22 protein-coding genes and 1 tRNA gene are annotated in these 24,476 nt (G+C 60.7%); 5 read left to right on the forward strand and 18 right to left on the reverse strand.

The features are described 5' to 3' along the window. Positions 1-6 precede the first annotated feature (6 nt). From addA to ahcY, 7 genes are all read right to left on the reverse strand, one after another. Positions 7-3,486, reverse strand: coding sequence for a double-strand break repair helicase AddA (gene addA / locus K3177_RS05765; RefSeq protein WP_221597533.1), 3,480 nt, complete (start codon positions 3,484-3,486; stop codon positions 7-9). Next, complete coding sequence (gene addB / locus K3177_RS05770) at positions 3,483-6,488, reverse strand: double-strand break repair protein AddB (protein ID WP_221597534.1); 3,006 nt, start codon at positions 6,486-6,488, stop codon at positions 3,483-3,485. Before addB ends, addA begins: the two co-directional genes overlap by 4 nt. Continuing rightward, positions 6,481-7,203: a nucleotidyltransferase family protein gene (locus K3177_RS05775; RefSeq protein ID WP_196846319.1), complete on the reverse strand. Its 723-nt coding sequence runs from the start codon at positions 7,201-7,203 to the stop codon at positions 6,481-6,483. The genes addB and K3177_RS05775 overlap by 8 nt, the downstream gene beginning before the upstream one ends. After that, positions 7,200-8,189 (reverse strand): aminoglycoside phosphotransferase family protein, encoded by a 990-nt coding sequence (locus tag K3177_RS05780; RefSeq protein WP_221597535.1) that lies wholly within the window; start codon positions 8,187-8,189, stop codon positions 7,200-7,202. The genes K3177_RS05775 and K3177_RS05780 overlap by 4 nt, the downstream gene beginning before the upstream one ends. Then, positions 8,186-8,623 (reverse strand): tRNA (adenosine(37)-N6)-threonylcarbamoyltransferase complex ATPase subunit type 1 TsaE, encoded by a 438-nt coding sequence (tsaE, locus tag K3177_RS05785; protein WP_221597536.1) that lies wholly within the window; start codon positions 8,621-8,623, stop codon positions 8,186-8,188. The genes K3177_RS05780 and tsaE overlap by 4 nt, the downstream gene beginning before the upstream one ends. Then, positions 8,620-10,965 carry a sensor histidine kinase gene (locus K3177_RS05790; protein ID WP_221597537.1) on the reverse strand — a complete coding sequence of 782 codons (2,346 nt, stop codon included), beginning with the start codon at positions 10,963-10,965 and terminating at the stop codon, positions 8,620-8,622. The genes tsaE and K3177_RS05790 overlap by 4 nt, the downstream gene beginning before the upstream one ends. 83 nt (positions 10,966-11,048) lie before the next feature. Beyond that, a complete protein-coding gene (gene ahcY / locus K3177_RS05795; protein ID WP_196846323.1) occupies positions 11,049-12,455 on the reverse strand; it encodes an adenosylhomocysteinase in 1,407 nt (468 codons plus the stop codon). A gap of 203 nt (positions 12,456-12,658) precedes the next feature. Between ahcY and K3177_RS05800 the strand changes: the two genes are divergently transcribed. Further along, positions 12,659-13,138 (forward strand): peroxiredoxin, encoded by a 480-nt coding sequence (locus K3177_RS05800; RefSeq protein WP_103023304.1) that lies wholly within the window; start codon positions 12,659-12,661, stop codon positions 13,136-13,138. 182 nt (positions 13,139-13,320) lie between these two features. On the opposite strand, the gene K3177_RS05805 is transcribed toward K3177_RS05800, so the two are convergent. Beyond that, positions 13,321-13,659: a hypothetical protein gene (locus tag K3177_RS05805; protein ID WP_221597538.1), complete on the reverse strand. Its 339-nt coding sequence runs from the start codon at positions 13,657-13,659 to the stop codon at positions 13,321-13,323. A 135-nt stretch (positions 13,660-13,794) separates the two neighbouring features. Here K3177_RS05805 and K3177_RS05810 point away from each other — a divergent pair, with 135 nt between their 5' ends. Continuing rightward, on the forward strand, positions 13,795-14,577 hold the full coding sequence (locus K3177_RS05810; protein WP_221597539.1) for a class I SAM-dependent methyltransferase: 783 nt from the start codon (positions 13,795-13,797) through the stop codon (positions 14,575-14,577). A 77-nt stretch (positions 14,578-14,654) separates the two neighbouring features. Here the strand turns inward: K3177_RS05810 and folE are convergent, their stop codons facing one another. From folE to K3177_RS05825, 3 genes are read right to left on the reverse strand one after another with little or no spacing between them, the layout of a single operon-like run. Then, complete coding sequence (folE, locus tag K3177_RS05815; protein ID WP_103023301.1) at positions 14,655-15,266, reverse strand: GTP cyclohydrolase I FolE; 612 nt, start codon at positions 15,264-15,266, stop codon at positions 14,655-14,657. Further along, a complete protein-coding gene (locus K3177_RS05820) occupies positions 15,263-16,804 on the reverse strand; it encodes a phospholipase D-like domain-containing protein (RefSeq protein WP_345725359.1) in 1,542 nt (513 codons plus the stop codon). The genes folE and K3177_RS05820 overlap by 4 nt, the downstream gene beginning before the upstream one ends. 15 nt (positions 16,805-16,819) lie before the next feature. Then, on the reverse strand, positions 16,820-17,311 hold the full coding sequence (locus tag K3177_RS05825; RefSeq protein ID WP_103023299.1) for a hemerythrin domain-containing protein: 492 nt from the start codon (positions 17,309-17,311) through the stop codon (positions 16,820-16,822). A gap of 91 nt (positions 17,312-17,402) precedes the next feature. Here K3177_RS05825 and K3177_RS05830 point away from each other — a divergent pair, with 91 nt between their 5' ends. Next, a complete protein-coding gene (locus K3177_RS05830) occupies positions 17,403-17,798 on the forward strand; it encodes a metallopeptidase family protein (protein ID WP_221597540.1) in 396 nt (131 codons plus the stop codon). Between the two features lie 48 nt (positions 17,799-17,846). On the opposite strand, the gene K3177_RS05835 is transcribed toward K3177_RS05830, so the two are convergent. Together K3177_RS05835 and K3177_RS05840 are read right to left on the reverse strand one after the other, a co-directional pair. Further along, a tRNA-Arg gene (locus K3177_RS05835) sits at positions 17,847-17,923 on the reverse strand. Between the two features lie 50 nt (positions 17,924-17,973). After that, positions 17,974-18,438 (reverse strand): (deoxy)nucleoside triphosphate pyrophosphohydrolase, encoded by a 465-nt coding sequence (locus K3177_RS05840; protein ID WP_345725360.1) that lies wholly within the window; start codon positions 18,436-18,438, stop codon positions 17,974-17,976. Positions 18,439-18,480: 42 nt separating this feature from the next. Between K3177_RS05840 and K3177_RS05845 the strand changes: the two genes are divergently transcribed. Both K3177_RS05845 and K3177_RS05850 read left to right on the forward strand, forming a co-directional pair. Further along, a complete protein-coding gene (locus K3177_RS05845; protein WP_103023297.1) occupies positions 18,481-18,660 on the forward strand; it encodes a Flp family type IVb pilin in 180 nt (59 codons plus the stop codon). A 121-nt stretch (positions 18,661-18,781) separates the two neighbouring features. Then, entirely contained in the window at positions 18,782-18,952 is a 171-nt protein-coding gene (locus K3177_RS05850; RefSeq protein ID WP_221597541.1) for a Flp family type IVb pilin, read from the forward strand. Positions 18,953-19,034: 82 nt separating this feature from the next. On the opposite strand, the gene K3177_RS05855 is transcribed toward K3177_RS05850, so the two are convergent. The 5 genes from K3177_RS05855 to K3177_RS15440 form a co-directional block, all read right to left on the reverse strand. After that, complete coding sequence (locus K3177_RS05855; RefSeq protein ID WP_221597542.1) at positions 19,035-20,513, reverse strand: M48 family metalloprotease; 1,479 nt, start codon at positions 20,511-20,513, stop codon at positions 19,035-19,037. Positions 20,514-20,635: 122 nt separating this feature from the next. Next, positions 20,636-21,580, reverse strand: coding sequence for an acetyl-CoA carboxylase carboxyltransferase subunit alpha (locus K3177_RS05860; RefSeq protein ID WP_221597543.1), 945 nt, complete (start codon positions 21,578-21,580; stop codon positions 20,636-20,638). Positions 21,581-21,589: 9 nt separating this feature from the next. Next, entirely contained in the window at positions 21,590-22,468 is an 879-nt protein-coding gene (locus K3177_RS05865) for a tyrosine recombinase (protein ID WP_221597544.1), read from the reverse strand. 1 nt (position 22,469) lies between these two features. After that, positions 22,470-24,317 (reverse strand): hypothetical protein, encoded by a 1,848-nt coding sequence (locus K3177_RS05870; protein WP_247714313.1) that lies wholly within the window; start codon positions 24,315-24,317, stop codon positions 22,470-22,472. Beyond that, a complete protein-coding gene (locus tag K3177_RS15440) occupies positions 24,314-24,448 on the reverse strand; it encodes a hypothetical protein (RefSeq protein ID WP_255407925.1) in 135 nt (44 codons plus the stop codon). The genes K3177_RS05870 and K3177_RS15440 overlap by 4 nt, the downstream gene beginning before the upstream one ends. Positions 24,449-24,476: the final 28 nt, after the last annotated feature.

Below are 24,476 nucleotides of genomic sequence, written 5' to 3' on the forward strand. Positions count from 1 at the left end.
ATGTATTTACTCAACTGGCGGCAGCACAAAACTTTCCTGCGGAGCCGCAAACGCGCTCTTGTAAGCGGCAAGTCTTTCGCCGGGCAAGGCGAAGAGCTGCGGTGTCTGGGTATAGAGAACGGCGGCCTCGATCTGGCGGCCGGGGTAGATCACCTCCAGCGCCGCTGCATATGCAGCCATCTGCTTCATCGTGCTGTCGGGAATGGCATCGACCGATAGGGGCGGACGCCTCGCCGTTTTGAAGTCGACGACCGTGACCTTTTCTTGGGTGACGAGGAGCCGGTCGGCGGTCCCCATCACCACCTGCCCATTCACTTCGGCAGCAAGCGGGATTTCGGTAAGAGCCTGCGGTCCGAAGACCGGTGCAAACTGCGGATCTCCCAATACCGTCAGTGCCCGCTCGAGAATGTCCACACGTTCATGCTCATCGAGATCGGGCGTTTGCCGCGCGAGCCAGGATAATCCGCGCGCCTTGCGATCGTCTTCGTCCACAAGCGGCAATCGTTCGAGAAGCGCGTGGATCAGCGTGCCCCTGCGGGCAGCGTCGGCTGCATGTGTTGGCGGCAGGGGCGGATCGCTTCCCTCCACCTCACCAAGGCCCGACGGGGCAAGTGGCCGGGGTGGACGCGGTTCCGGCCCGGCTGGATCTACTGCCCATGCAGGAAGTGCGGTGACGGGCTCTGCCGCCGATACACTTTCGAGCGGGGCTTCCTTGGTCAGTTCGCCCCATTCCCAACGCGAACCCCACAGATCATCGGCTAGCGGCTCATTACCGAAGAGAGGCTTCAGTCGTGCGTACCAGCTATCGTCGTGCGCCTGGCCACGTTTCACGTCGCGGGGGCCGAGCGAACCTCCGATGAATAGCGCTTCCTCCGCCCTCGTCATGGCGACGTAAAGCAGACGCCAGTGTTCTTCCATTTCGGCGGCAGCAGCGCGCTCTTCCGCGACTTGCAACCGGCCGACTTTCTGGTCCTTGGTCAACCCCGGCAAGGGAATACGCCGCGGCTCGACGTGTCCCAGCGGCGTTTCCTCCAATTCGAGATCGCGCGCGCCGTCCGGGCCTATTGCCGCATCGGCGAGTACAACGATGGGAGCTTGGAGCCCTTTCGAACCATGCACCGTCATGACGCGAACCTGATCGCCGCCCTCGCCTGCGTCTCGCTTGATTTCGCCCTCGCCAGCGTCGAACCATTGGATAAAGCCCTGCAGGCTCGCGATATGACTTGCAGCGTAGGCGTTGGCCGCATTGAGCAATTCATCGATCGGATCGTTCGCTTCACGCCCCAGCCGCGCGACAAGCTTCCGGCGTCCATCCATCGGACCGATCAAGATCCAGTGAAGCAATTGCTGCGGAGTGTCGAAATCCGCCCGGCGAAGAATCTCGCGCAGGATTGCCATGGTTTCCCCGACGCGAGGCGCTTCGCTATTACGCAGGTGTTCCCACAGGCGGACATTCCTGGCGCGATAGCCATATTCGAGCAGTTCATCCTGAGACCAGCCGATCAGCGGGGATACGAGCACACATGCGAGGGTCAGGTCGTCAAGCGGCTGTGCCGCAAACCGGATGGCTGCCATCAGATCCTTGACGGCGAGCGGGTTGCCCAATCGCAATCTGTCCACGCCTGCGACGGGTACGCCCCGGCGGTGAAGACGCGCTACTATGAGCGAAGCCAGATCGCGCCGTTTGCGCACGAGCACCATGACATCCCCCGGCCCTGCCCGCCGAGGAGGACCACCCTTGTGTCGATCTTTCACCAAGGGAAAGCCCGAATCCATCCAGTGCCGCACCTGCTGCGCTATACGGTCGGCCAATTTACGATCGTGACGTCCCAACCAGCCTTCGTCGACCTCGCCTTCTTCCATGCCGCTATCGGCGTGGATCAGGTTCCAGAGAGTTACCATGCCAGGACGGGATTGACCTTCGTGCTCTTCTGCGTCTCTATCGAGACCCAGTCCTTCGCTGCCGATCGCGGCAATGGCACTGTCGACAAAATCGAGAACATTGTCTGCGGTACGGAAGCTTTGACCGAGCCCGTATTCCCGCAGATATCGCGGATACGGCCCTCCTCGCAGGTCGGCAGCCGCGTCCGCTGTTTTCCGCATGCTTTCGGCGAAACGATCCCGGGCGTCCCTGAAATTCTTCGGGCTGGTGCCCTGAAAACCGAAGATTGCCTGCTTGAAATCGCCGACGGTGAAAATCGTGCGCACAGCATTCCCACGCGCGCCCTCGCCGCTGAAGAAATCGTCGCTCAAAGCCTCTATGATCTGCCACTGCGCCCGATTGGTATCTTGCGCTTCATCGACGAGGATATGGTCGAAACTGCGATCCAGCTTGTAGCGGATCCAGTCAGCCATTGCCGTGTTAGAAAGCAGGTTGGCGGCACGGGCAATAAGATCGTCGAAATCGACAAGCCCTTCGCGCGCCTTGGCCGCCTCCCACTCGAAAGCAAATGCGCGGCCAGCCGTGAGTTGGGGCACAAGAAAATCGGCGAGGTCAAGCAGCGCACGACGCTGCGCGACTGAGGCAATACCGTCCACGACATCGGCTATATATCCGCCATACGCGGGATTGATCTTTTCGAGATTGGCCATGCTCTTCGGCTCGCCTTTCTGCGTAAGCAAAGTGCCGAAGAAGCCATCAAGTTCGGCAAGACGGGCAGCGGGACTTGCGGCCAGCCATCCCGCGGCGAAATCGGCGCTCTTCAGGCCAGTGGCGGTATTCCATTCCGCGTTGATGCGACTGCAAGCCAGAAGAGCGCTGACAGGAAATTCACCATCGGTGCAGGCTTCAGCGACCCAATCTGCTCCAGCATCGAATGGAATGTCTAGCATCCGGCGCACCGGCGCAGTGAGATCGCCCTGCCAGTCGGGCTGATACCATGTGTCGAGATACCCAGCGCATTTCATCAGCCAGCCGCGTACGGCATCCGCCCCCTTGCGGCGGCTCATCTCTGCCACCGCCTCGCGCACGATCGGTTCGCCGCTTTCGAGGAGTTCAGCGAGAACATCGAGGCTCAAGAGGTCCCGGTCACGATCTTCCATCGGCTGGCTGCCGGGCAGGATTTGCGCTTCATTGGGAAACGCTGCGAGCAGATACTGGGCGAAGGCATGGATGGTATCGATCCTCAGCCCGCCACCGGGACAGTCGAGAACCCGTGCAAACAGCGACCGCGCGCGGGAACGGGTTTCCGGATCGGTCGGCGAGCCTAGATTGGCCAGTTCCTCGGCCAGCACTTCATCCGGCAGGCGAACCCACCGCGCCAGGACTTCATTCACGCGAACCGCCATTTCGGCAGCCCCCGCCTTGGTGAAGGTCAGACACAGGATTTGCGAAGGATCAGCGCCCGGTTCGAGCAACAGACGAAGGACCCGCGCAGAGAGCACCTGCGTCTTGCCAGTACCTGCGCTGGCGGAGAGCCACACGCTCTCCCGCGGATCGACCGCGTCGCGCTGATGACCGACGAGCGGATAAACCTGGCCGCTCACGCGTCATCCCCTTCCACGTCCATATGCGGGAGCCACTCGTCCAGCCGCATGAGCTGGTCATAGGTATCGTAACCCGGATAATCGGGATTGAGCCGCGCGGTGAAGGGCTCATCGCCCTTGATCCAGGCCGCAATCGCACCATCCAGATAAGCTGCGGTCGTCGGTAGGAAATCTTCCGGTGGCAGGCCGCTCCTTTTGCTTCCGACCTTGAGCGGTGTCTCTACGTATCCGAAGCCGAACGGGTTGGCATCGGTCTTGGCCTTGGCGAGCGACCAGTATTCGAACGCGGTCGCTTCGCCCGATGCCGCCTTGAAGCCATCCCGCTCCGCCATCATCCCGAGCAGTCCGAGCTGCAGGGCGTATCCCTGTTCGACCATCTTCGACGACGGCGGCGAGCCGGTCTTGTAATCGACGATAGCCAGCGTCCCATCGGCATACCGGTCAAGCCGGTCGATCTTTCCGTGAATTCGCACACCGTCAACATGCATTTCGCCCCACGCTTCGACAGCGACAACCTCGCGATCGCCGTAACCAGCGACTTCATGTTCGACCCATTCGAGAGCGCGTTCTAGGCGTGGTTGCCACAGACCGCGCATAAGCGGGTGGACGTTTCGCTCCTCGAACACTCGCTTCATTATCTCGACGATTGGCGGTTTGGGGTCGGCTTTGTGCCATTCCTCGAGGATCTGATGCGCGACCTCACCCTGCCATGCGGGACTCGGCGGCGCGTCCAGCGCGTCGAGCGCTTGCAACTGCATGATCTTGCCCGCGAAAAACTGGTACGGATCGCCGCGCAGCCGATCGAGCGCAGTCGCCGAAATATCGACCAGCCGCTGATCCGCATTCGGCATTGGACGAGGCCGCGGATATACTGGCGCTTCGGGCGTGCGGACCATGGCCCGGGCCAGATCGATGGCGCGTGTGTCGGTATGTTTCGGCAGCAGATCGCCAAGCAACGCCTGAACGCGCAGAAGAAACCGCGAAGGTATCGTCGGCCCGCTTTCATCCCGCGCCGAACGGCTGAGCACAACTTCAGGAGCACCAAGCGCACCGGCGAGATCATGCGCCGAAAGGCCGATACGGAAATCCGCACCGGGAACACCCAGTGCCCGCAATACCGGCGGCGCCAGAAGCGCGTCCACGCTGCCACGCCCCGGCCATACACCTTCGTTAAGACCTGCGCAGATCACGATATCCGCACGGTTCATGCGCGCTTCGAGCAATCCGAGCACCTGTACCCGCGCATGACCGCCATAAGGCGGGCGAACGGCCACCGGCTCCATTGCATCAACCAGCACCCGAGCGACGTCGCGAGGGCGAATTTCGAATTGCGCCTCCCGGGCGTGGAGACGAAAATCCTCGACGAACTGCGCTAGACTCCGGCCATCTTCCTTCGCCCAGAGTTTCTCGCCGCACAAATTCTCGGCAGCCATGGCAATCGTATCGATCAGATCGCTCAATCGTGCGGTCTGGTCCGGCTGATATTCTATCAAGGGAGCGATCGCCGCCTCGGTTAGCTGCCACCAATCCCCCAACTGCTTATGGGTGGGCCCCAGCTTTTCCACGACATCACGGATTGGCCGAAGACCGGTTTCCAGCCTCGGACCGCGCAGTTCGCGCTCGACTGTCCGAAGGTGCCGAAGCCATGTTCCGCGTTCCATCCCGCCATCGGCAAGTGGGTGACCAAGCAGAGCCATCAAGGGCACCGCTTTGGCATTTTCGGCCATGACCTCGGCAGTGAGGAGAAATGCACGGCCTGCTGCAGTTTGCGCAAGCGGGCGTCCGGCAGAATCGTCTGCAAGAATATTCCAGCGAACGAGGTGATGGACGACCCGCCGAGCAAGCGGCCGATCTGGCGTGACGACGGCCACACGCTTTTCCGGATGATCCAGCGCTTCGCGCACGAGCAATGCGACAGCCTGCGCCTCTTCTTCGGGCGTTGCAGCCTGCATAATCCGCACACCTGCCAAACGGCGCTTTTCCACGGGAAGCTCGATCCAGGTCTTGCTGGCCTCGGGAGGAAGGAAGAGCGAGCCGATGGCATGACTGCGTTCCGGCGGAGACGCGGCGAGGCCTTTGCGGTGCCAAGGTTGGACCTCTTCCCGAGCCACGCCCATCCGGTTGAGCAACAGCTTCAAATGGTATTGTGGGTGCGAAACCGCATCATCGCGCGCGAATGGAGTGTCTCCTGGTTCGGGCGCGGCGCCTGCGCGGCCCAGCTCGTCCCACACATCGGCCGGCATCGTAAGATCGAAATCGGGCAGAATGATTGCCCCTTCGTCCAGATCGGCCACAACGCGCAGCAGCCGCGCCAGCGAAGGTGCCGCGCTCGTCACACCAGCTGCCACAATGGGCGTGCCGGGAGGCGATCTTTTCCAGCTTTCGGCTGCGAAGTCGAACAGTCGATTCCGGCGCGCAGCCGCATCCAGTCTGTTCCATTCCTGCAGGCGGCCAAGCCATTTCGCCTGTACAGTCGCAAACACCCGCAGGCTGTCCTGCCAATGGCCGGACAAAGATCCGAAGAGGTCAAGCACTGCATCTCCGACAAGCTCTTCCGGGCCAATTCCTTCGACCAGAAGCCTGTCCATCGTTGCGCCGGTTTCTCTTGCGAGACGAAGCAAAGTGGCGCCTGTGGGGGCGTTTTCCCCCATGGTCCCGGCGATCAGGTCCGCCAAGGCGAACAGGCGACGCTGCGGATCAACGGCCGCTGGAATGTCCGCACCGAGCGGATCGAGCAGCGGTCCCAACGCTTCATCGAGATCCAGGTCGCCGACAACCGCCATGCGCGGCATCAACAAACCCGGATTGCCCTGCTCTCCCGCGTGACGGATGAAGGCTTCGGAAACGGTGCGGCGCGCGCGGCTGCTCGGCAGCAGGAGCGTCAGGCGTGCGAGGCCGAATTCCGGTTCAGAGTATCGAGGCACGAGTCCTGCAACAAGTGCATCGGCGAAGCCGCGGTGGGCGGCAATCGAATAGACCTTGGGCCGAACCCGCTCAGCCACCGGTCAATGCATCTTCCGTTGGGCGAATATGGTTTGGGGTGCCGACTTCATACCAGTGGCCAGTGAATGCCAGGCCATAGAGGCGGCCCTCTTCGATGGCTCTGTTCCACAGAACATTGGTCGAGAACTTGCCGTCTGGTGCATCGCGCAACAGGCGATGCGAAACGAGCTGGATGCCCGTATAGATGAAGGGCGCAATGCGGCCGGGCAGCTTGCGCTTGAGCCGCCCTGCACCATCCATGTAGAAATCGCCCGTTCCGTCAAAGTTATGCGCCCTTGCATGCGTGACGACGAGCAGAAGCGCATCCATGTGCTCCGGATCCCAGGCAGTGGAGAGATCGGCGAAGGCATTGCGCGGCCCATCCAGCCAGATGCTGTCCGCGTTGCAGGCGAAGAAAGGGTCGGGAAGCATTCCCGCATCGCACGCCTTCACCATGCCGCCGCCGGTTTCGAGCAGTGCATCGCGTTCATCCGAGAAGGTGATGCTCGGCGCTTTGCGCGACGCAATATGCGCTTCGATGGCATCGGCAAGGTAGTGGACATTGACCACAGCGCGCGAAACGCCGGCTTCTTCCAACCGGTCAAGCGCCCGGTCGATCAGCGGTCTTCCGGCGACCCGGACCAAGGGCTTGGGTGTGGATGCGGTCAATGGGCGCATCCGCTTGCCGAGGCCCGCGGCCATCAACATCGCCGTGTCGGTGACCAATGCCGTCACTGGATTTCACCGCCGAACGTATCACGGATTTCCTGCGGTACGTTGCGGGCGAACCATTCGGCCACCGGCGCCATTGAATCATGTGCCAGATCGCGCTCCATTGCCTCCCACACGCGGGGAATCATGGCGAGGTACCGGGCCTTGCCGTCACGCTTCCACAGTCGTGTGAAAATGCCGACAATCTTGGCATTCCTTTGAGCCCCGAGGCGTGCGTAATCCGCTTCGAAATGCTCCCCCGGATCGGCTGCTGCGCGATAGCGACCGAGCATTTCTTCCTCGAGCGCCAGAGAAACGTCACGCCGGGCATCCTGCAACAAGCTGACGAGATCGTAGGCCGGGTGCCCGACCAACGCATCCTGGAAATCGATCAGCCCCTGTTCGCCTGCCAGTTTCTCTGGCTCGAGCAGCATGATGTTTTCCGCATGGTAGTCGCGCAAAACCGTAACGCCGGGGTTCTGGCGCTTCATCAAGGGGGCGAGTGCTTCCTCCCACGCTGCGGCCCAGCTCGTCGCATCGACGACCAGCCCCATGGCCGGACAGTACCATTCGACGAACAGGTCAACCTCCCGCTGATACACCGCCATATCGTACGGCGGGAACGGTCCGGGAGGCAGGCGATGCAACTGGGCAAGGGTTTCGATGGCTTTCGCGTAGATGTCACGTTCATCCTTTGGATGCTCATCGATCCACTCGCGCATTCGCTGATCGCCGAAATCCTCGGTCAGCACCCACCCTTCAGGCGCGCGCTCTGCAAGAATATGCGGCGCGCGCATGCCATTCGCCTTGAGCCAGTGCGCCACCTGGAGAAAGGGCTTCGGATCTTCGTGCGGTGGCGGAGCATGCATAAGCATTGCGGTCCTGCCGCCCATTCGCAGGCGAAAATAACGGCGGAAGCTGGCATCTCCGACAAGCGGGGCAATCTCTGCCCCTTCCCACTCGGTGTTGCCAAGGAAGTTATGGATGCCTTCAGGCAGAGCGTCACTCATGGCCAGCGGCTTTGCCAAGATGCGCCGGACGTTACAACGGCTTCCCGCCCCTCACCCACTTTTTCGAGCGTGATAGAAAGGCATCCTGCCTCATGCGCAAACCCACCGGCGTGGTCGGGCCATTCGGCGATCAAGGCTGCTCCGTCGCGATAGTCGTCGAGGCCGAGTTCTTCGATTTCCGACGGATGGTTCAATCGGTAGAAATCGGCATGAACGAGCGGGACGCGCAGTCCATCATAGGTTTCGATGATGGTGTAAGTGGGTGACGGCACTTCGCCATCATAGCCGAGCGCAGCAATGATGGCGCGGGCAAGCGTTGTCTTCCCGGTGCCAAGTGTGCCTGACAAGGCCACAACATCACCCGGCTCGATCTTCCCGGCAATTTTTCTCCCGAGACCCTCCATTGCCGCCAAATCCGGTAGCGGGACGGTCATGGGAGCGTGATCGAGGCGGTTGTGCCGCCGTTTTTCCGGCTATGGATTTCCAGCGTTCCGCCGTGCGCTTCGACCAGTTGGCGAGCGAGTGGAATTCCGAGCCCATGGCGGCGCTCGATACCCTTTCCATCCGCCGACATGCGGATGCCCTCCAGCGCGCGCGCAAGTTCGTGCTGGCTCATCCCGCGGCCGTTGTCGGAGATAACGATTTTGGTCTCGCCGCGCTTGCGGCCGATATCGATGAGGATACGGCCGCCGCGCGGTGTCCCGTTGATCGCATTGTCGAGAAGCTGGGAGATGGCCCGGCGCAATTGTTGCGGATCCGCAGTGATCGTTTTGCCGGGGTCCCCCCGCAGGTCGAGCGTCAATCCGCCCTCGAGGATCCTGTCTTCCTGCTTGCGCACAATCTGGGTGACAAAGGGCATCAGTTCGAGCTTGGTCTTGCGCAACGGCATCAAGCCCGCTTCTGACTGCGACAGGTCGAGGACATTCTCCACCTGTTCGGTGAGTTTGCCGACGGAAAGCGAGATCGCTTGCGCATATTCCTTCGCCGTCGGGGTCAGATCTCCCGCGATGCCGCTTGTCAGCAATTCGGCAAATCCACCGATAGACGTCAGCGGCGTTCGGAATTCATAGCTCATATTGGCGAGGAAGCGGGTCATCACTGCATCTGCTTCTTCGAGCGCACGGTTGCGTTCCCGGAGGGCCTCTTCGGCCTGACGCGAGGCGGTGACGTCGAGGACAGTGAGCATTCCATTGCCGTCGGGAAGCGGTACACCGGTAAAATCGAGCGTTCGACCATCGGCCAGTTCGACCCGGCCATCGCTCTTCTTGCGATCCAGCGTTGCGGCGCGGATCACCTGGTTGATGCGCGAAATAGCCGATGGGTCGGACAGATTCTTGGCGACCGCATTCAACAGGTCTTCGGCCTGTGGATGGCCATCCAAGGCTTCCGGATCAATGCCCCAGGCGCCGGGGAACCCGCGGTTCCACAATTCCAGATGTCCGTCCGGGGCAAAAACCGCGAGCGCTTCGAACAGGCTGTCGAAGGTGGCGGTTCTGGTGCGTAGCAAGGTATCGCGCGTTGCCGACAGGGCCAGCTGCTCCGTCCGGTCTTCGGCAATCATCACGAGACCGCCATCCGGCAGCGGCTGGGCGACGATCCGAAGGTGGGTGCTGTCGGATAGCGACCAGGCTTCCTCATGCGGCTCGTCGTGCTGGAACCATTCGGCGAGTTCGTTTCGCCACGCCGGAAAATCGCGCACTTCGGGGATGCGGCCATTCTCGCGGGCGATCAGCAGCATGTGCTGGAATGTCGTCCGGTCGTTTACCACACCGGGCGGCAGAGAAAACACGCGGTGAAACGGCTGGTTCGCAAATGTCATGCGATGCGCCGAATCGAATTGGGCCACGCCAATGGAAAGCTGGTCGAGCATCGAGCGCTGGGCTTCGCGGAAGGCGCGAAATTCGCGCGCCTGCTCTTCCATTTCCTCGATATCGACCGCGTAGCCGGCAATGCCTTCGCCGACGAGTGGAAGATCGGTGACGCGCATCGTGCGACGCGCCCTGTCGATCGTGGCGCTCACGATTCGTTCGATCGGTTGCCGCCGATCGGCTGCCTGCTGCGCGACTTGCGCTGCGGTACGCCCGTTGACCGTTTCAACGAGATCGATCTGGTCGGCGACGACCTGATCGGCGCTTTCCGCACCGACTGCAGCGACATAGGCCTTATTGACGAGCCGTAGATGCATGTCCGCACCGCGGAACCACATCGGCATGGGCGCGGCTTCGATCAGACCCACGAGTGCGCCGAAATCTTCGCGGGCACGCGCCGCTTCCTCGCGCAGCTGGGTCAGCTCGGCTTCGCTCTCGCTGAAATCGAATACCCAGATCAGGGCCGCGCCCCCGGGTGACACTGCCGAATCGGCCAGGGTGCCCTGCATTGCGAGCGACTTGCCCGACCCCGGCGATACGGTGATGGCCATCCGAAACGGCCGGGCCGTTTTCTGGGTACGGCGAACATAGCGGGTGAGTTCTTCGACCTGGTCTTCGCTCAACCCGCGGCCGTCGGCGCCTGCCAGTTCGCTGAGGTAGTCGGGCACCTTTTCGAGACCGATCCAGCGAGCCAGCCGGTCCGGCGCCTCGATCCGTCCATCGGCCCGCACCAGCATCGGGATGGCGGGGCCTTCCTCGATCATGCGGGAAAGGCGCTGCGCCGCCTTGCGGCTGGCAACGGATTTCTGTTCGCGCCCGGTCGCGCGCAACATCACCCAGACGGCGCCTGCGGTCCATAAGGCCAGCAGGAGGCCGATAATGGCCAACAGTGCGGGAGAAGTATCCATCACCCGCCAGCTATGCGGACGCGCGCGGGAGTGCAATGCCCCCGCGCGCGTTCATGCGACGGTATTTCCGCCAGTTGCGACAATCAGTAGCGGTAATGTTCCGGCTTGAACGGCCCTTCGACAGGGACGCCGATGTAATCCGCCTGCTTCTGGCTGAGCTGAGTAAGCTTCACACCGAGCTTGTCGAGGTGGAGCGCGGCGACCTTTTCGTCGAGATGCTTGGGCAGCACGTAGACGTCGTTCTTGTAGTCTTCGCCCTTGGTCCACAATTCGATCTGGGCCAGCGTCTGATTGGTGAAGCTGAAGCTCATCACGAAGCTCGGGTGGCCAGTCGCGCAAGCGAGGTTCACGAGGCGACCCTTGCCAAGGACGATGATTTCCTTGCCGTCGGGGAACTTCACGAGATCGGTGCCCGGCTTGAGTTCGTTCCACTCGTAATTGTCGAGCGCCGAAATCTGGATCTCGCTATCGAAGTGGCCGATGTTGCACACGATTGCCATGTTCTTCATCGCCTTCATGTGTTCGGCAGTGATCACATGCTCGTTGCCTGTCGCCGTGCAGAAGATGTCGGCGACCTTCACCGCTTCTTCCATCGTGACGACTTCGAAACCGTCCATCGCGGCCTGCAGTGCACAGATCGGATCGATTTCGGTAACGAGGACGCGCGCACCGCCATTGCGGAGGGACTGGGCCGAGCCCTTGCCGACATCGCCGAAGCCAGCAACGCAGGCAACCTTGCCTGAAAGCATGACGTCGGTGGCGCGGCGGATCGCATCAACCAGCGATTCGCGGCAGCCATAAAGGTTGTCGAACTTCGACTTGGTGACGCTGTCGTTCACATTGATGGCCGGGAATGGCAGTTTGCCTTGTTTGGCAAGGTGATAGAGACGGTGAACGCCCGTAGTCGTTTCTTCCGAAACGCCGACGATGTTCTTGACCGAATTGGTCAGGTAGCCAGGCTTGGCGGCAACGAAGGCTTTGAGCGCGCGCTGGAATTCGATTTCTTCGGCGTTCTGCGGCTCGGGAAGTTCCTCGCCTGCCTCGATGCGGGCACCCCACAGCGCGAACATTGTCGCATCGCCGCCATCGTCGAGGATGATGTTGGCAGTCTGATCCTGGTCTTCATCGGTGGACCAATCGAAGATCTTGCCGACATAGTCCCAGTAATCCGCCAGGCTTTCACCCTTGATCGCGAAAACCGGAATGTCCTGTGCGGCAATTGCCGCGGCAGCGTGATCCTGCGTCGAATAGATGTTGCAGGTCGCCCAGCGCACATCTGCGCCCAGCGCCACGAGCGTTTCGATCAGGACGGCCGTCTGGATGGTCATGTGCAGCGAGCCGGTGATGCGCGCGCCCTTGAGCGGCTTTTGCGCATATTCTTCGCGCAGGGCCATGAGGCCCGGCATTTCGGTTTCGGCAATGGCGATTTCGGCGCGGCCATATTCGGCCAGTGCAATGTCCTTGACGACGTAATCGGTAAAATCAGTCACGAAAAAATCCTCGGCTTTGGAATTGGCGACCGCAAAGAAAATCCCGGTCGTTCTATTGGCCCCGCCCCTAGCCACTTGCCGCCGCGAGGGCAATGCTGCGCCCCCCGTCGCAGCGCAGTCCCGATTTACTATACGGCAGAACTTGCGCCGCACGGGCCACGGTCCTACCTCGCGCCAAGGATGGGACAGACGGAGTTTCCAACATGACGATTTCAGTGGGCGACAAACTGCCCGATGTAACCTTGGTCAAAGCGACCGAGAACGGCCCTGAACAGGTCAATGCGGCTGAGTATTTCAAGGGCAAGAAAGTCGCCCTCTTCTCGGTCCCCGGAGCATTCACGCCAACTTGCTCGGCGCGCCATCTGCCGGGCTATGTCGAAAAGGCCGACGAGCTGAAGTCGAAGGGCGTCGATGAAATCGTTGCGACAGCGGTTAACGATGCCTTCGTCATGGGCGCATGGAACAATGCTTCCGGTTCGAACGACATCACCATGCTGGCCGACGGCAATGGCGATTTCGCCGAAGCGGTCGGACTGACCATGGACGGTTCCGGCTTCGGCCTGGGCAAACGCGGGCAGCGCTATTCGATGGTCGTCGACGACGGCGTCGTGACGCAGCTCAATGTCGAACAACCCGGCGACTTCTCGGTTTCGAGCGCCGAACATATGCTCGGCCAACTCTAGGTCCATCGACGGCATCCGGTTTACACCGACCGGGGCTGTTTTAAAAACTCGTGGAAGGGCGGGACCGGTGGTCTCGCCCTTTTGCGTATTGGCGCCCCCGCCGACCTCCGTATCAGTCGCAACGCCGCGGAAATGTCGGGTTTCCAGCGAATACCGACCATTGCTCCGCGATAGACGACCGGCTAGACCAGCCCCTCTTCCGCGCGGCGGATCAGCTCTTCATTTGTCACCTTTCGCCAATCCGGTTTCGGGCGGGCCATGTGCCCCGTGCCTGGCGGCGTGAGCACATGGTCCCAGGCAAAGGCGAACCCAGCGCCATCAGCACGATCGCGGAGCCGATAGGCAGAAACCCGTGTCATTCCGACGCGCTGTGCCGCAATGCCGACCGAACCAGCGACATATAGCTGCACCAGGAATTCGCATTGGCGCGAAACGCTCCAGCCGTCGGTGCGCGTCCTTGGCATGGCGGGATGGAAGAATGGCGGTCGACGGCGCGCTTTATGGGCAGGTCGTTTGGACATCTTCCAGTCTGGAGCAGATATCGATCCTATAGGAAAGTCGTTTGAAGCAAGGAAGCAACATCGGCGCTGCCACCTGCTGGCTTCATTAATTTCAGGAGAGCTTTTACAAGTCGCAGCGGAAGAACCGGAGAGGTCATGAGCCAGGCAAGACTATCAGATGGCAGTGCGGGCGATGTCGACTACGGAAGGATCGGGGGGACTTACAGTCACTACCGTCGGCCCGAACCCGCAATTGCATTGCAGATACGCCGTGCCCTTGGCGATGCGCAGACGGTATTGAATGTCGGCGCAGGCGCCGGTTCCTACGAGCCGACGGATTGCGATGTAACGGCAGTAGAACCGTCGGCAGCCATGAGGGCCCAGAGGCCGTCCCATCTGGCAGTTGCCATCGACGCGGTGGCAGAGAGCCTCCCGTTTGAAGACGACAGCTTCGATGCGTCAATGGCGTCCGTGACAGTGCATCAATGGTCCAATCTGGAGAAAGGTCTTGCGGAAATGCGCCGGGTCACTCGGGGTCCGGTCGTCCTTTTGGTGTGCGATCCTGCAATGATGATGGATTACTGGCTAAGCGACTACATCCCACAGGTCCGCGAGATCGAAGCACGCCGTTTCCCTCCGCTAGAGCGCATCGAGGCGGCTCTTGGCGGGACCGTTACGGTAGAGCCAGTACCTATCCCGCTGGAATGCGCCGACGGGTTCAACGAAGCTTATTACGGCCGACCGGAAGCTTTCCTAGAAGAAGGTGCCCGGCTCGCATGTTCGAGTTGGAGCCTCGTGCCACAATCCCTCGTCCAGCAGTTCGTCGACAGGTTGTCGCAAGATCTGGCGAATGGTCAGTGGGATAAGCAATACGGACACTGGCGAAGCCGACCCTTTTATGAGGGTCCCTTGCGTCTGGTCATCGCAGAAGCCGAATAGATCACCGGCGTCGACAGGATCTCCATGCGATCGGCAAGTTTAAAGACGCTTAGCGGTAAGGGGCTGCCTGCCAATCGCTACCCATACCCCATGAGCTTGAGCACTTCTTCGCGGCTGCGGTGGTCGTCGAGAAAGGTACCCATCATGCGGCTGGTCACCATTCCCACGCCTGGGGTACGGACCCCGCGAGCGGTCATGCAACTGTGCTGCGCGTCGATGACCACGGCGACGCCCTGAGGCTGAAGATTATCCCAGATGCAGTCCGCGACTTCGGCCGTGAGCCGTTCCTGCACCTGAAGCCGGCGCGCGAAACCGTGAAGGACACGCGCAAGCTTCGAAATGCCGACCACCCGATCGTTGGGCAGATACGCAATGGCGGCCTTGCCGATGATCGGGGCCATGTGATGTTCGCAGTGCGACTGAAACGGAATATCCTTGAGCAGGACGATTTCGTTGTAACCGCCCACTTCCTCGAACACGCGGCCTAGGTGCTGCGCCGGGTCTTCTTCGTAGCCGACGCAGTATTCTTTCCATGCCCTCGCCACACGCTTGGGTGTATCGAGCAGGCCTTCGCGAGAGGGATCGTCTCCGGTCCACTCGATAAGAGTGCGGATGGCATCCTGGACATGCTGGGGCACCGGCGGCTTTGCGCGCGGATCGTCCTCGTCGGGTCCAACTAGGCTACTCACTTTCCCCTGTACCTCCTGACCTTGTCGCGAAACCGCGAAAGCCTGCTCCCCTTGCGGAAAAGACCGCCCTTTGCAAATGGCTCGAACATGTCGTCGGGGTCCTCAGGATCGAGCAAGGCGCTGCGGGCCAGCGTTTCTTCGACATCGTTGAGGTCGGGCGGGCGATAACGCTCCAGAGTGCGCCCCTTGTTGCCTTGGGAATCCTCGATCAGGCCAATCATCGATCCGTGCCGGCTTAGCAGTTCGGGCATGTCGGCTTCTTCCAGACCGCAGTGCTCGGCCAAGAGAGAATAGCGCAGGGCGGCAATATTATCGGCGGCATGTTCGTTGCCGGGACGGGTTGAATCGATGAATACATCGCATTCGCTATCGAGCCCCATCGAGCGATTGTTGAGATTGGCCGATCCGATCCGCAGGATCTGGTCGTCGATGACCATCAGTTTTGCATGAACATAAATTGGCGTTTCGCCGCTAAAGGGTGACCAGAGCGAGAAACGGCCCTTGGTGTCAGCCTCCTCGATCGATCTGACAAGCTCGGCACGGGCATGGTCCATGGCCTGCTGTTCCAGCCAGCCATCGGCATGACGCGGATGGACGATCACGATTTCTGGCGGATCGTCTTCCTGCAGCCGCTCGATGATCGCTTCGGCGATCACGCGTGAAGCGAAATACTGGCTTTCGGCGTAGATGAACCGTTTGGCGCCCGCGATATGCTTGAGATAGAGCTGCGCGATCTCGTCGACCTTGTCCCAATCGCGATAGGCGGCGCGGGTTCGGGCGATGCCGATTTCCACATCTTCGAACTGCGCGGTCAGGGCATTTGGCCAGGGATTGCCCGGTCCATCCTCGACGTCCGGCAACTGATTGCCCCCGGCGCATATCCAGCGGTCACCGCCGAGATCGGCCAAAGCCTTGGCAACGTCGCCCTCCATCATCATGCTGACATCGTGCCACGGGCCGTAATCGGTTCCGCGAGGAGTCTTGCGCCGCGGATCGTGTTCCTTGTGGTCGCGCGTGTCCCAGCGCTTGTCGGTCATGTCGATACCGCCGCACACGGCGACCTTGTTGTCCAGAACCGCGATCTTCTGGTGATGGGTGCAGCCGATCGGATGCGCCGTATCGAACTTGAAGCTGATTTGCCGGTGGCGAACCCAGCGAGCGAGATCCCACCACATCGAGGCCCGACCGATCGTGGACAAGGCGCCGACGCTCCACTTCAGAAGCCGTATGTCGAGCTGTTTACGGTGCCGCGCGAGCCAGGCAATGAAACTGCCGAGCCTTGAAGGATAACCGCGCTTCCAGGTGCGCTGCCACCACCGGCGCCCGCGTTCGAGATGAATGCGGGTATCGAAATCCCATCCGATGAGAAGGATGCGACGGCGCGAGCCAAGCATGGCTTCCTGCATGAAAGCGAAATAATCCGCCGCATCGATGATGACGCTGGCGCGAGATGCCTTAGCGTAGCGCCAGACGCCCGGTTCGACCGAAGGATCGAGCCGCGAGATACGGCTCGGATCCGGCTCTTCGTTTTTGCTCACTACCCCCCGATCCCCCTATTCCTTGGCGTCTTCCTTCTTCTCAGGAGTCACCTCGGCTTCCGCCTTCTCTTCTTTCTTACGACGCTCGAAGACCCGTTCCATGTGCTCCATATCCTTATCGTCGAGATATTTCGCAAAATCCGGGAAATGATCTTCTTCCTCTTCATCGATGTGATGGCGATAGTCATGATCGAACGTTTTGAATTTCGTCAGCCAGCCGCCCGACGACATGTCGGTGGCTGCGAGATCGTTCAGCGCTTCCTCTATTTCGTGATGTTCGGCAACCGAGTGACGGGTTTCGTCCGTTGTCGGCGGCTTTCTGAGCATCGTCGAATACAAGGCTTGCTCTTCGGCGGCGGCATGAGATTTGAGTTCCTTGGTCAGCTCCTCGAACAGCGTTTCACGATCATCGCTGTCGCCGCTGGTCTCGAGCAGCTTGTCGAGAAGTTCCCTATGCTTGTCGTGATCCTGCTTCAGTCGTTCGAAAATTTCGGTGGCGGTAGCCATGAAATCAATCTCCTTCGAAACCTGAACAGGTTACACGCATTGCGGTTCCTGCCTTGAACCGATCCTGCGGCGCAATCATATCCATGTCACCATGCATGACCGACCGGCCCCTTCGAGAGAGCAGATGCAGATCATGGCGGAGGCGGCCTTTGCCGGCCTTCCCGCAGAGTTCCGCAGTCAACTGAGCGACGTCGTTCTCGAGGTCGAGGACTTTGCGACGCCCGAACAGCTTGAGTCCGTGAATCTCGACGATCGCTGGCAATTGTCCGGACTGTACCAAGGAGAGCCCCTGCCCGACCGATCGATCTGGGAAAGCGGAAGGATGCCGCCGCGCATCTGGCTCTTTCGCGAACCGTTGATCGCGGAATGGCGTGCAACGGGGGTGAGGATGGAAGACCTCGTTCGCCACGTAGTCGTGCACGAGGCGGGCCACCATTTCGGCTACAGCGACGAAGACATGCACCGGCTCGAAGACCAGGCCGACTAGCCGGGAATCGAAAAGCCCGCCTCGGCAAAGAGGCGGGCTTTTGGAAATTGGCGCGCCCGAAAGGATTCGAACCTCTGACCCCCAGATTCGTAGTCTGGTGCTCTATCCAGCTGAGCTACGGGCGCGCTTGGAGGGCGCCACATAGGCAGGCTCCAGAGTCTTGGCAATCCCTAAATCACCCTTTTTCGAACAACCTTCGAGATAGTTCGATATCGAGTGGGGGTTTTGGCAGCAAATCGATCGCGTGCGGCCTGAACCAGGCAATTTCGCCGCCTTCGAGGGCCCCGACCGGACTGCCGTCCCAAGCCGAACTGTAAAGCATTATGACAATCGGCTTCGCGCTCCCAGTTTCATTCTCTTCGGCGAATGCGACAGGCTGAACGGCGTGCGGCGCAAGCGACAGTCCTAGCTCTTCCTGTATTTCCCTGACGAGAGCCTCACGCGGGCGTTCACCAGGTTCCACCTTGCCGCCAGGAAACTCCCACAGGCCGCCATGATGTTTATGGAGAGGCCGACGATGCATGAGCCAGCGCCCTCTATCGTCCTGCAGCGCCAATGCGGCCACGCAGATCCATGTCGGGATTTTTTCCAAAGTCGGTGCTGCCCTCAACCCTTTTTTAACCTGACTAAAAGTAGTCACGAGCGGTCAGCTTGGACAAGTGACGGATGGGGGCATCTGGTAATGGTCGAATTCCTTAAAGATCTGGGACGCGACACGCGGGGTGCCACTGCAGTCGAATATGGGCTGATCCTCGCTCTCATCTTCCTCGCCATGGTCGGGGCAGTGCAGACTTTCGGGCAAGAAGTCATCGGAATGTGGAACTTGATCAGTGACACCATTCTCGCTTCGACTGGGGTTTGACGAGAGCAAAAAGATGCTCGTGCAGTTAGGATTTTTTCAACCACTGCCGTGCAAGAAGCAAGTTGCTCGCACCATGACATTGGAACGAGCCGGGTACGAAGACTGAACCAGGAGACGACACATGAAGTTTTTCCGCAAGCTGCGCCGCAATGAAGAAGGCGCAACCGCAATCGAATACGGCCTGATCGCTGCACTTATCGCAGTTGCTGCAATCACTGCCATGAGCAGCCTCGGCACGAACCTTAGCTCGACCTTCAATAAGGTTTCGACCTCGATGAGCGGTTCTGTGTAAGCAAATAGCTCATTTACCTTGAAAGCGGGCGGCCGGCTTCGGTCCGTCGCCCCTTTTATCTACGCGACTATGAAACTGGTATTCAACGCCCGCGAACCACGAGCTTGACCTTCTGCCCTGCGCTGATTCCTTCGTTTGAAGTCAGCCCGTTGAGAACACGGAACCGTTCTACCCGATTGTCGCTATAGGCCATCCGGCTAGCCAGCGAATTGATCGTATCTCCGCTGCCGACGGTTACCACGTCGATCACACGCGGGATCACATTGGCTGCTGCCTGCGCATCGATACGCCGCATTGATCCGAACATTTCGTTGAAGCTTGAAGTCCCGCCAGCCGGGGTGATGGCGAGGAAATGATAAGCCCGATCATTGGCAAATTGATAGGCGAACACCGTCACATCGACCTGTCCATTCCCTGAATTCACACGCGCGCTGCCGTAAGCCGCGGGAAGACCGTTGACGGTCGTTTTCTGAATCGACTGCGGTCGGATCTGTTGCTGCTGGCTGAGACGCGAAAAAACGCTTGTAACATAACTGTCGAGGTTGCCGCTGTACGGCGCCATCGTAAATTGCGCTTGCCCACTCTGACCATTGATCGTGACGGCGTCGGAGCCGTTCACCATAAGAAAGCCCTGTGGCGCAGTAAATGCGAGCCGCAGTTCGGGATGGATGAACTGGCGCCCTTCGACCACACCCTGCGACGGATCATCACCATAGGTAATGCCATCGATGCGCGTGAGGAAGGTATCGCGATTGGTGACCCCACCTGCCGCGCCAGAAGCCTGCGCTGTCGCAAGAGCACTCTGCACCCGGCTCGCCGGGTCCGGGTGGGTCGATGCCCATTCTGGGATGCTCGCGTTCCCGCGACCCTGGAACCTGGCGTCGAGCGCGTTCTGAAGCGCCAAGCTCTGCAGAACGCTGGCCATGGCACGTGGATCGTAGCCCGCCTGATTGAGATAGCGGATGCCGAGCCCGTCAGCCTCCAACTCCTGCGAGCGGGAGAACTTCAGCGTCAGCAATTGCGAGCCCTGGAGAATCCCCTGCGAGATCTGTTGTCCGACGCCGCTGTTACCGAGCAGGATACCCGAAAGGATTGCACCTGCCGCACCGAGTAGAGAATTCTGCTGGGCGGCCGCCTGGCGGCGCTGCGAGTGGCGGGCGGCCACATGGCCGACTTCATGCCCGAGAACACCGGCAAGTTCGGCTTCGTTGTTCATGAGAGCAACCAGTTGCCGGGTGGTATAAATATAACCGCCCGGAATGGCGAAGGCATTGTTCACCGGGCTGTTCAGCAGAGACACCGTGAACGATTCGCGCGCATTCCCCAAGCCGGAATGGACCGCGATGTTTTTTCCGACCTGTTCGACATATTGCGCTTGGCTGCCGGTCATTGCACCGCCGAATTCAGCGAGCAGTTGCGGATGTGCTTCGGCGCCCATTTGCGCTTCGCTCTGCGTGATGGGCGTCGATGCACTGGGAATGTTTCCGGCACCAACACAACCCGACAAGGCGAGTGCGAGAGCGCTGACGGATGACGCCGCGATAAATTTTTTGCGTAACATGAAGAATTCTCCCCGATTTACACGAACGCGCGGGACGGCATGATCCGCCCGCGCGCTGTTGTTCGTTGACGGTAGGAGAACCGGAACGGGCGGAATTTTGTTCCCGCCGCTCGGACTGCAAATCAGCCAGCTATTGCCAGGAAACGGTCTTCGCGCTGACGCTTGAGCTCATGCGGCGCGTAACCGCTCAACATGTCCAGTTCTTCAGCGATCGCGGCACCCAGAGATGTGGCAGCGACTACGGGATCGCGGTGCGCACCGCCCACCGGTTCGGGGACGATGCGGTCAATCACGCCGAGACCTTTTAGATCCTGAGCGGTGACCTTCATCGCTTCTGCCGCGTCGGGCGCCTTTTCTGCAGTACGCCAGAGAATCGATGCGCAGCCTTCGGGTGAGATCACCGAGTATACGGCATGTTCCATCATCAGGACACGTTCGGCGCTGGCCAGCGCGACAGCGCCGCCCGAACCGCCTTCGCCGACGATTGCCGCCACCATGGGGCCCGGCAAGGCGAGACACGCCTCCGTCGAGCGGGCAATAGCTTCCGCCTGCCCGCGTTCTTCCGCCTCGACCCCAGGAAACGCGCCCGACGTATCGACGAGCGTAACCACTGGCAGTCCGAAACGACCGGCCATTTCCATGAGGCGTATCGCCTTGCGATAGCCTTCCGGTTTACCCATCCCGAAATTGTGACGGATGCGGCTGGCCGTATCGTTGCCCTTTTCATGGCCGATCAGGATGATCTTGCGTCCATTGAGCTTGGCGAAGCCGCCGAGAATGGCTTCGTCGTCACCATAATTACGATCGCCCCCGAGCGGCACGAAATCCTCGAAAGCCTGTTCGACGTAATCACGGAAATGAGGGCGTGAGGGATGCCTGGCGACCTGCGTCTTTTGCCAGGGGCTGAGCGATTCGTACGTGCTCGCCAACAGATCGGCGCTCTTCTGCTCCAGACGGTGGAGCTCGGTAGAGATATCGACATCGTCGCCATCGGCTGCGCTGCGCAGTTCTGCGATGCGCTGTTCCAGTTCGGCGACGGGTTTCTCGAATTCGAGGTAGGAAATCATGGCCGTGCGCTAGTCCGAACGACGCCCGCGTGCAAGCGGGTGCCTTTCGTTGACAAGCCTGACGAGCCGCGCAGCATCGACATGCGTATAGATTTGGGTGGTCGAAATATCGGAGTGGCCCAGCAATGTCTGCAGTGCGCGAAGGTCCGCCCCGCCCTCAAGCAAATGCGTTGCAAAGGCATGGCGCAAGACGTGAGGACTCAGCTTTTCGGGGGGCAGATCGGCACGAACGGCCAAATCCTTCAGGATCTGGAACAGGCGCACTCGAGAAAGGTGGCCGGTGCGCGAGGGAAACAGCCATCTCGAACTGGAATCGCGCAAGGCAAGCCAGCGCTTGAGGGCCTTGTCCGCGCGGTGGCTGACGGGCACCATCCGCGCCTGCCCACCCTTGCCGATCACGGTAAGAAAAGGGGCATCGCGCGGTACCGCGGATACGGGTAGCGACACGAGCTCGGTAGCCCGCAAGCCCGATCCGTACAACATTTCCAGCAATGTCAGCAGACGCACGGCGGTGGGACTATCTGCCTTCGCAGCTTCTTCTGCCGCCGTGAAAAGCGATTCGACCTCTTCGTGAGACAGTATCTTCGGCAGAGGACGGCGGGTCGCGGGTCGCGGCAACGCATGGGTCGGATCGTCATCTCGCAACCCCTCATCCACCAGAAAGCCGAAAAACTGTCGCAAGGCCGAAACCTTCCGCGCCAGTGTCGAGGGGGCAAGGTCGGACCAGCCTGCTCCGAGTTTGGCGAGCTGGGCAGAACTCGCCGTGTCCAGGTTCGAACCGATCAGTTCCTCGGCCTGCTCCAGGTCACGGCCATAAGCGAGAATCGTATTGCGCGCCGCGCCCCGTTCGGCAGCAAGCATGGCGAGGAAATCGGGAATCGCGCTCACATCAGGCGCGCGCCACGGCCTCCGCGGCGATCATCCTGGCTTCGGCGCCCAGTCCCACGCGCCGCAAGGCGGATACGATGTGATAGAGATGGCGGGCCGTCATGCGATCCCAGCTTGCACCCTGCATTCCGAGGCCCGCAAGCATGGCGACAAGAGCGCGATTGTTCACTGCGGCAGCCTGATCAATCATGCGGGTCCAGCGACTTTCTGCCGTTATATTCACACCGAGGCGCCCATCATACTGATCCAGCGAGCCCTCGCCGATTTTATCCAACCCGGCCAGCCCGGCGACCAGCATGCGCGATTTGCGCTGCCCCGACGAGCTATCATCATCGATAAAGCTGTCGATATCGCCGCTGCTTACACCAGTGGAACTGTTGGGCGCAGCAAGGGCAAGCAATGCCCAAGCCTGACTTCCGCCATCGACTTCGCCGGACCAGCGAACCGCATCTCTGTCGAGCCCGGCAGCGAGCATGGACGCGATGAGCCCGCCGGCGTCTTCGCTGAAAACGCTGCTCGGAGGGATACGCGCGGCAGCGTAGGCGGTCAGAACCATGCGACCGTAAGAATAATCGCCACCACTTGACCATATGTCCCTGATCGCACCGATGCGCTGCACCGGGCTGGTGCCGACGTAGGCTTCGCGCAGGCTCGACGCGGTCTGCGCCGCGGGGCCCGCCACGCCGTCCTGCGCGTAAAGCTGGCTATACAGATCGACCATCGCTGCAGAAGATAGAATTCCGCTCGTTCCGGCAACGTCGGCAACGGCTGCGCGCTGTGCAGGCGTGAGTGCCGGGGTGATGGCGGCAATGCTCAGAAGCTGGGGACTGGCCCGGTCGAGCAAGTTATCCGGGATCGTCTCGCCAAGCGTATTTGCCATGGTGAACCGCCAAGGCGTCAGGGAATTGATGTCGTCCCATTCGATGGTAACGGCGCGACGACCGCGCCCAGCCGCACCTGCAAAGCGCTGCGCGAAAAGTACATCGATGCGATCGTCCTGAGTGCGATTCAGCAGGCGGCGAAGATCGTTCTGTGCCCGCGTTGTTTCGCCTGCATAGGCATTGCAGATCCCCGCAAGCATCTGCCATTCGGTATCGTCACGATTTGTCTGGACGAGTTGAACCGCGGGGCAGGCACCCACGACATCGGCACTTCCGATATACGCTTCCACCGCCGCATTGGTGAGTGCCGGCGAATAATTGCCTGTGTCGATATCCTGCACCAAAGCGCGAGCGACCACATATTCGCCCATCGCGTTAAGCACCTTGACCCGCAGAGTCGCGAATTCGACCGGATCCATCCCCTCGGGCGCAGCAAGTCTGCTGGCCAGCGCCCGCCGAAGCAGGATATGGCCCCAGCGCGAAACCATGGGCTGCGTAGTTCCGGCAAGCACCGCCCGGACCAGACCCGCCGGCTGCTTTTCGAGCGAGGCCGAAGGAAGACCGCCCTCGCCCGCACTCAGAACGCCTACACGCTCCATAGAGCGACGGGCCGCGGGCGGAATATCGAACTTGGGCTTGAGGCCGAGGAATTCGTCGAGCTCATCGGTCGACATGTCTTCAAGTTCCTGCAGCGTTGGCAGATCCGACAAGTCCAGATTCGCGCCCGATGGCGCCGCTTCCACTGGCAGGGGCTGGACGATCTCTCCAGATTGGGTTGCCGTCGGCTGCGGGGTACTGCCCTGGGTCGGTGCCGGTGCACGGCTCGGCTGCGGTGCCGGGGCAGGACTTGGGCTCGGCGCAGGATCATCGAAACCAGGCGGCAGCAAATCAACCGGCGCTTCCTGGGCCCAGACCATTGCAGACGTCAGCGCGAGCGCTGCGCCGCCAATCAACCATGCCGATTTCATCGTGCCGCCTCCGGCACATCGATCGTCTGTTCGATGGGGTGTAACGGTTCCTCGCCGCCGTCGATCAACGCTGCGATCAGCAACGCCACGAACAGCACAGCCAATACGCCGCCAACCTTCCTGCCGCTCATAGCCAAGTTTTTCGCGTCCCGCTCCAAG

Source organism: Qipengyuania pacifica (assembly GCF_019711555.1).
In the GTDB taxonomy this organism is placed as follows: domain Bacteria; phylum Pseudomonadota; class Alphaproteobacteria; order Sphingomonadales; family Sphingomonadaceae; genus Qipengyuania; species Qipengyuania pacifica.

Excerpts from the sequence above, each read along its gene's own strand:
- K3177_RS05780 (WP_221597535.1), bottom strand. The coding sequence starts at position 8,189 with ATGAGTGACGCTCTGCCTGAAGGCATCCATAACTTCCTTGGCAACACC.
- tsaE (WP_221597536.1), bottom strand. The coding sequence starts at position 8,623 with ATGACCGTCCCGCTACCGGATTTGGCGGCAATGGAGGGTCTCGGGAGA.
- K3177_RS05790 (WP_221597537.1), bottom strand. The coding sequence starts at position 10,965 with ATGGATACTTCTCCCGCACTGTTGGCCATTATCGGCCTCCTGCTGGCC.
- K3177_RS05800 (WP_103023304.1), top strand. The coding sequence starts at position 12,659 with ATGACGATTTCAGTGGGCGACAAACTGCCCGATGTAACCTTGGTCAAA.
- K3177_RS05805 (WP_221597538.1), bottom strand. The coding sequence starts at position 13,659 with ATGTCCAAACGACCTGCCCATAAAGCGCGCCGTCGACCGCCATTCTTC.
- K3177_RS05810 (WP_221597539.1), top strand. The coding sequence starts at position 13,795 with ATGAGCCAGGCAAGACTATCAGATGGCAGTGCGGGCGATGTCGACTAC.
- K3177_RS05825 (WP_103023299.1), bottom strand. The coding sequence starts at position 17,311 with ATGGCTACCGCCACCGAAATTTTCGAACGACTGAAGCAGGATCACGAC.
- K3177_RS05830 (WP_221597540.1), top strand. The coding sequence starts at position 17,403 with ATGCATGACCGACCGGCCCCTTCGAGAGAGCAGATGCAGATCATGGCG.
- K3177_RS05845 (WP_103023297.1), top strand. The coding sequence starts at position 18,481 with ATGGTCGAATTCCTTAAAGATCTGGGACGCGACACGCGGGGTGCCACT.
- K3177_RS05850 (WP_221597541.1), top strand. The coding sequence starts at position 18,782 with ATGAAGTTTTTCCGCAAGCTGCGCCGCAATGAAGAAGGCGCAACCGCA.
- K3177_RS05855 (WP_221597542.1), bottom strand. The coding sequence starts at position 20,513 with ATGTTACGCAAAAAATTTATCGCGGCGTCATCCGTCAGCGCTCTCGCA.
- K3177_RS05860 (WP_221597543.1), bottom strand. The coding sequence starts at position 21,580 with ATGATTTCCTACCTCGAATTCGAGAAACCCGTCGCCGAACTGGAACAG.
- K3177_RS05870 (WP_247714313.1), bottom strand. The coding sequence starts at position 24,317 with ATGAAATCGGCATGGTTGATTGGCGGCGCAGCGCTCGCGCTGACGTCT.
- K3177_RS15440 (WP_255407925.1), bottom strand. The coding sequence starts at position 24,448 with ATGAGCGGCAGGAAGGTTGGCGGCGTATTGGCTGTGCTGTTCGTGGCG.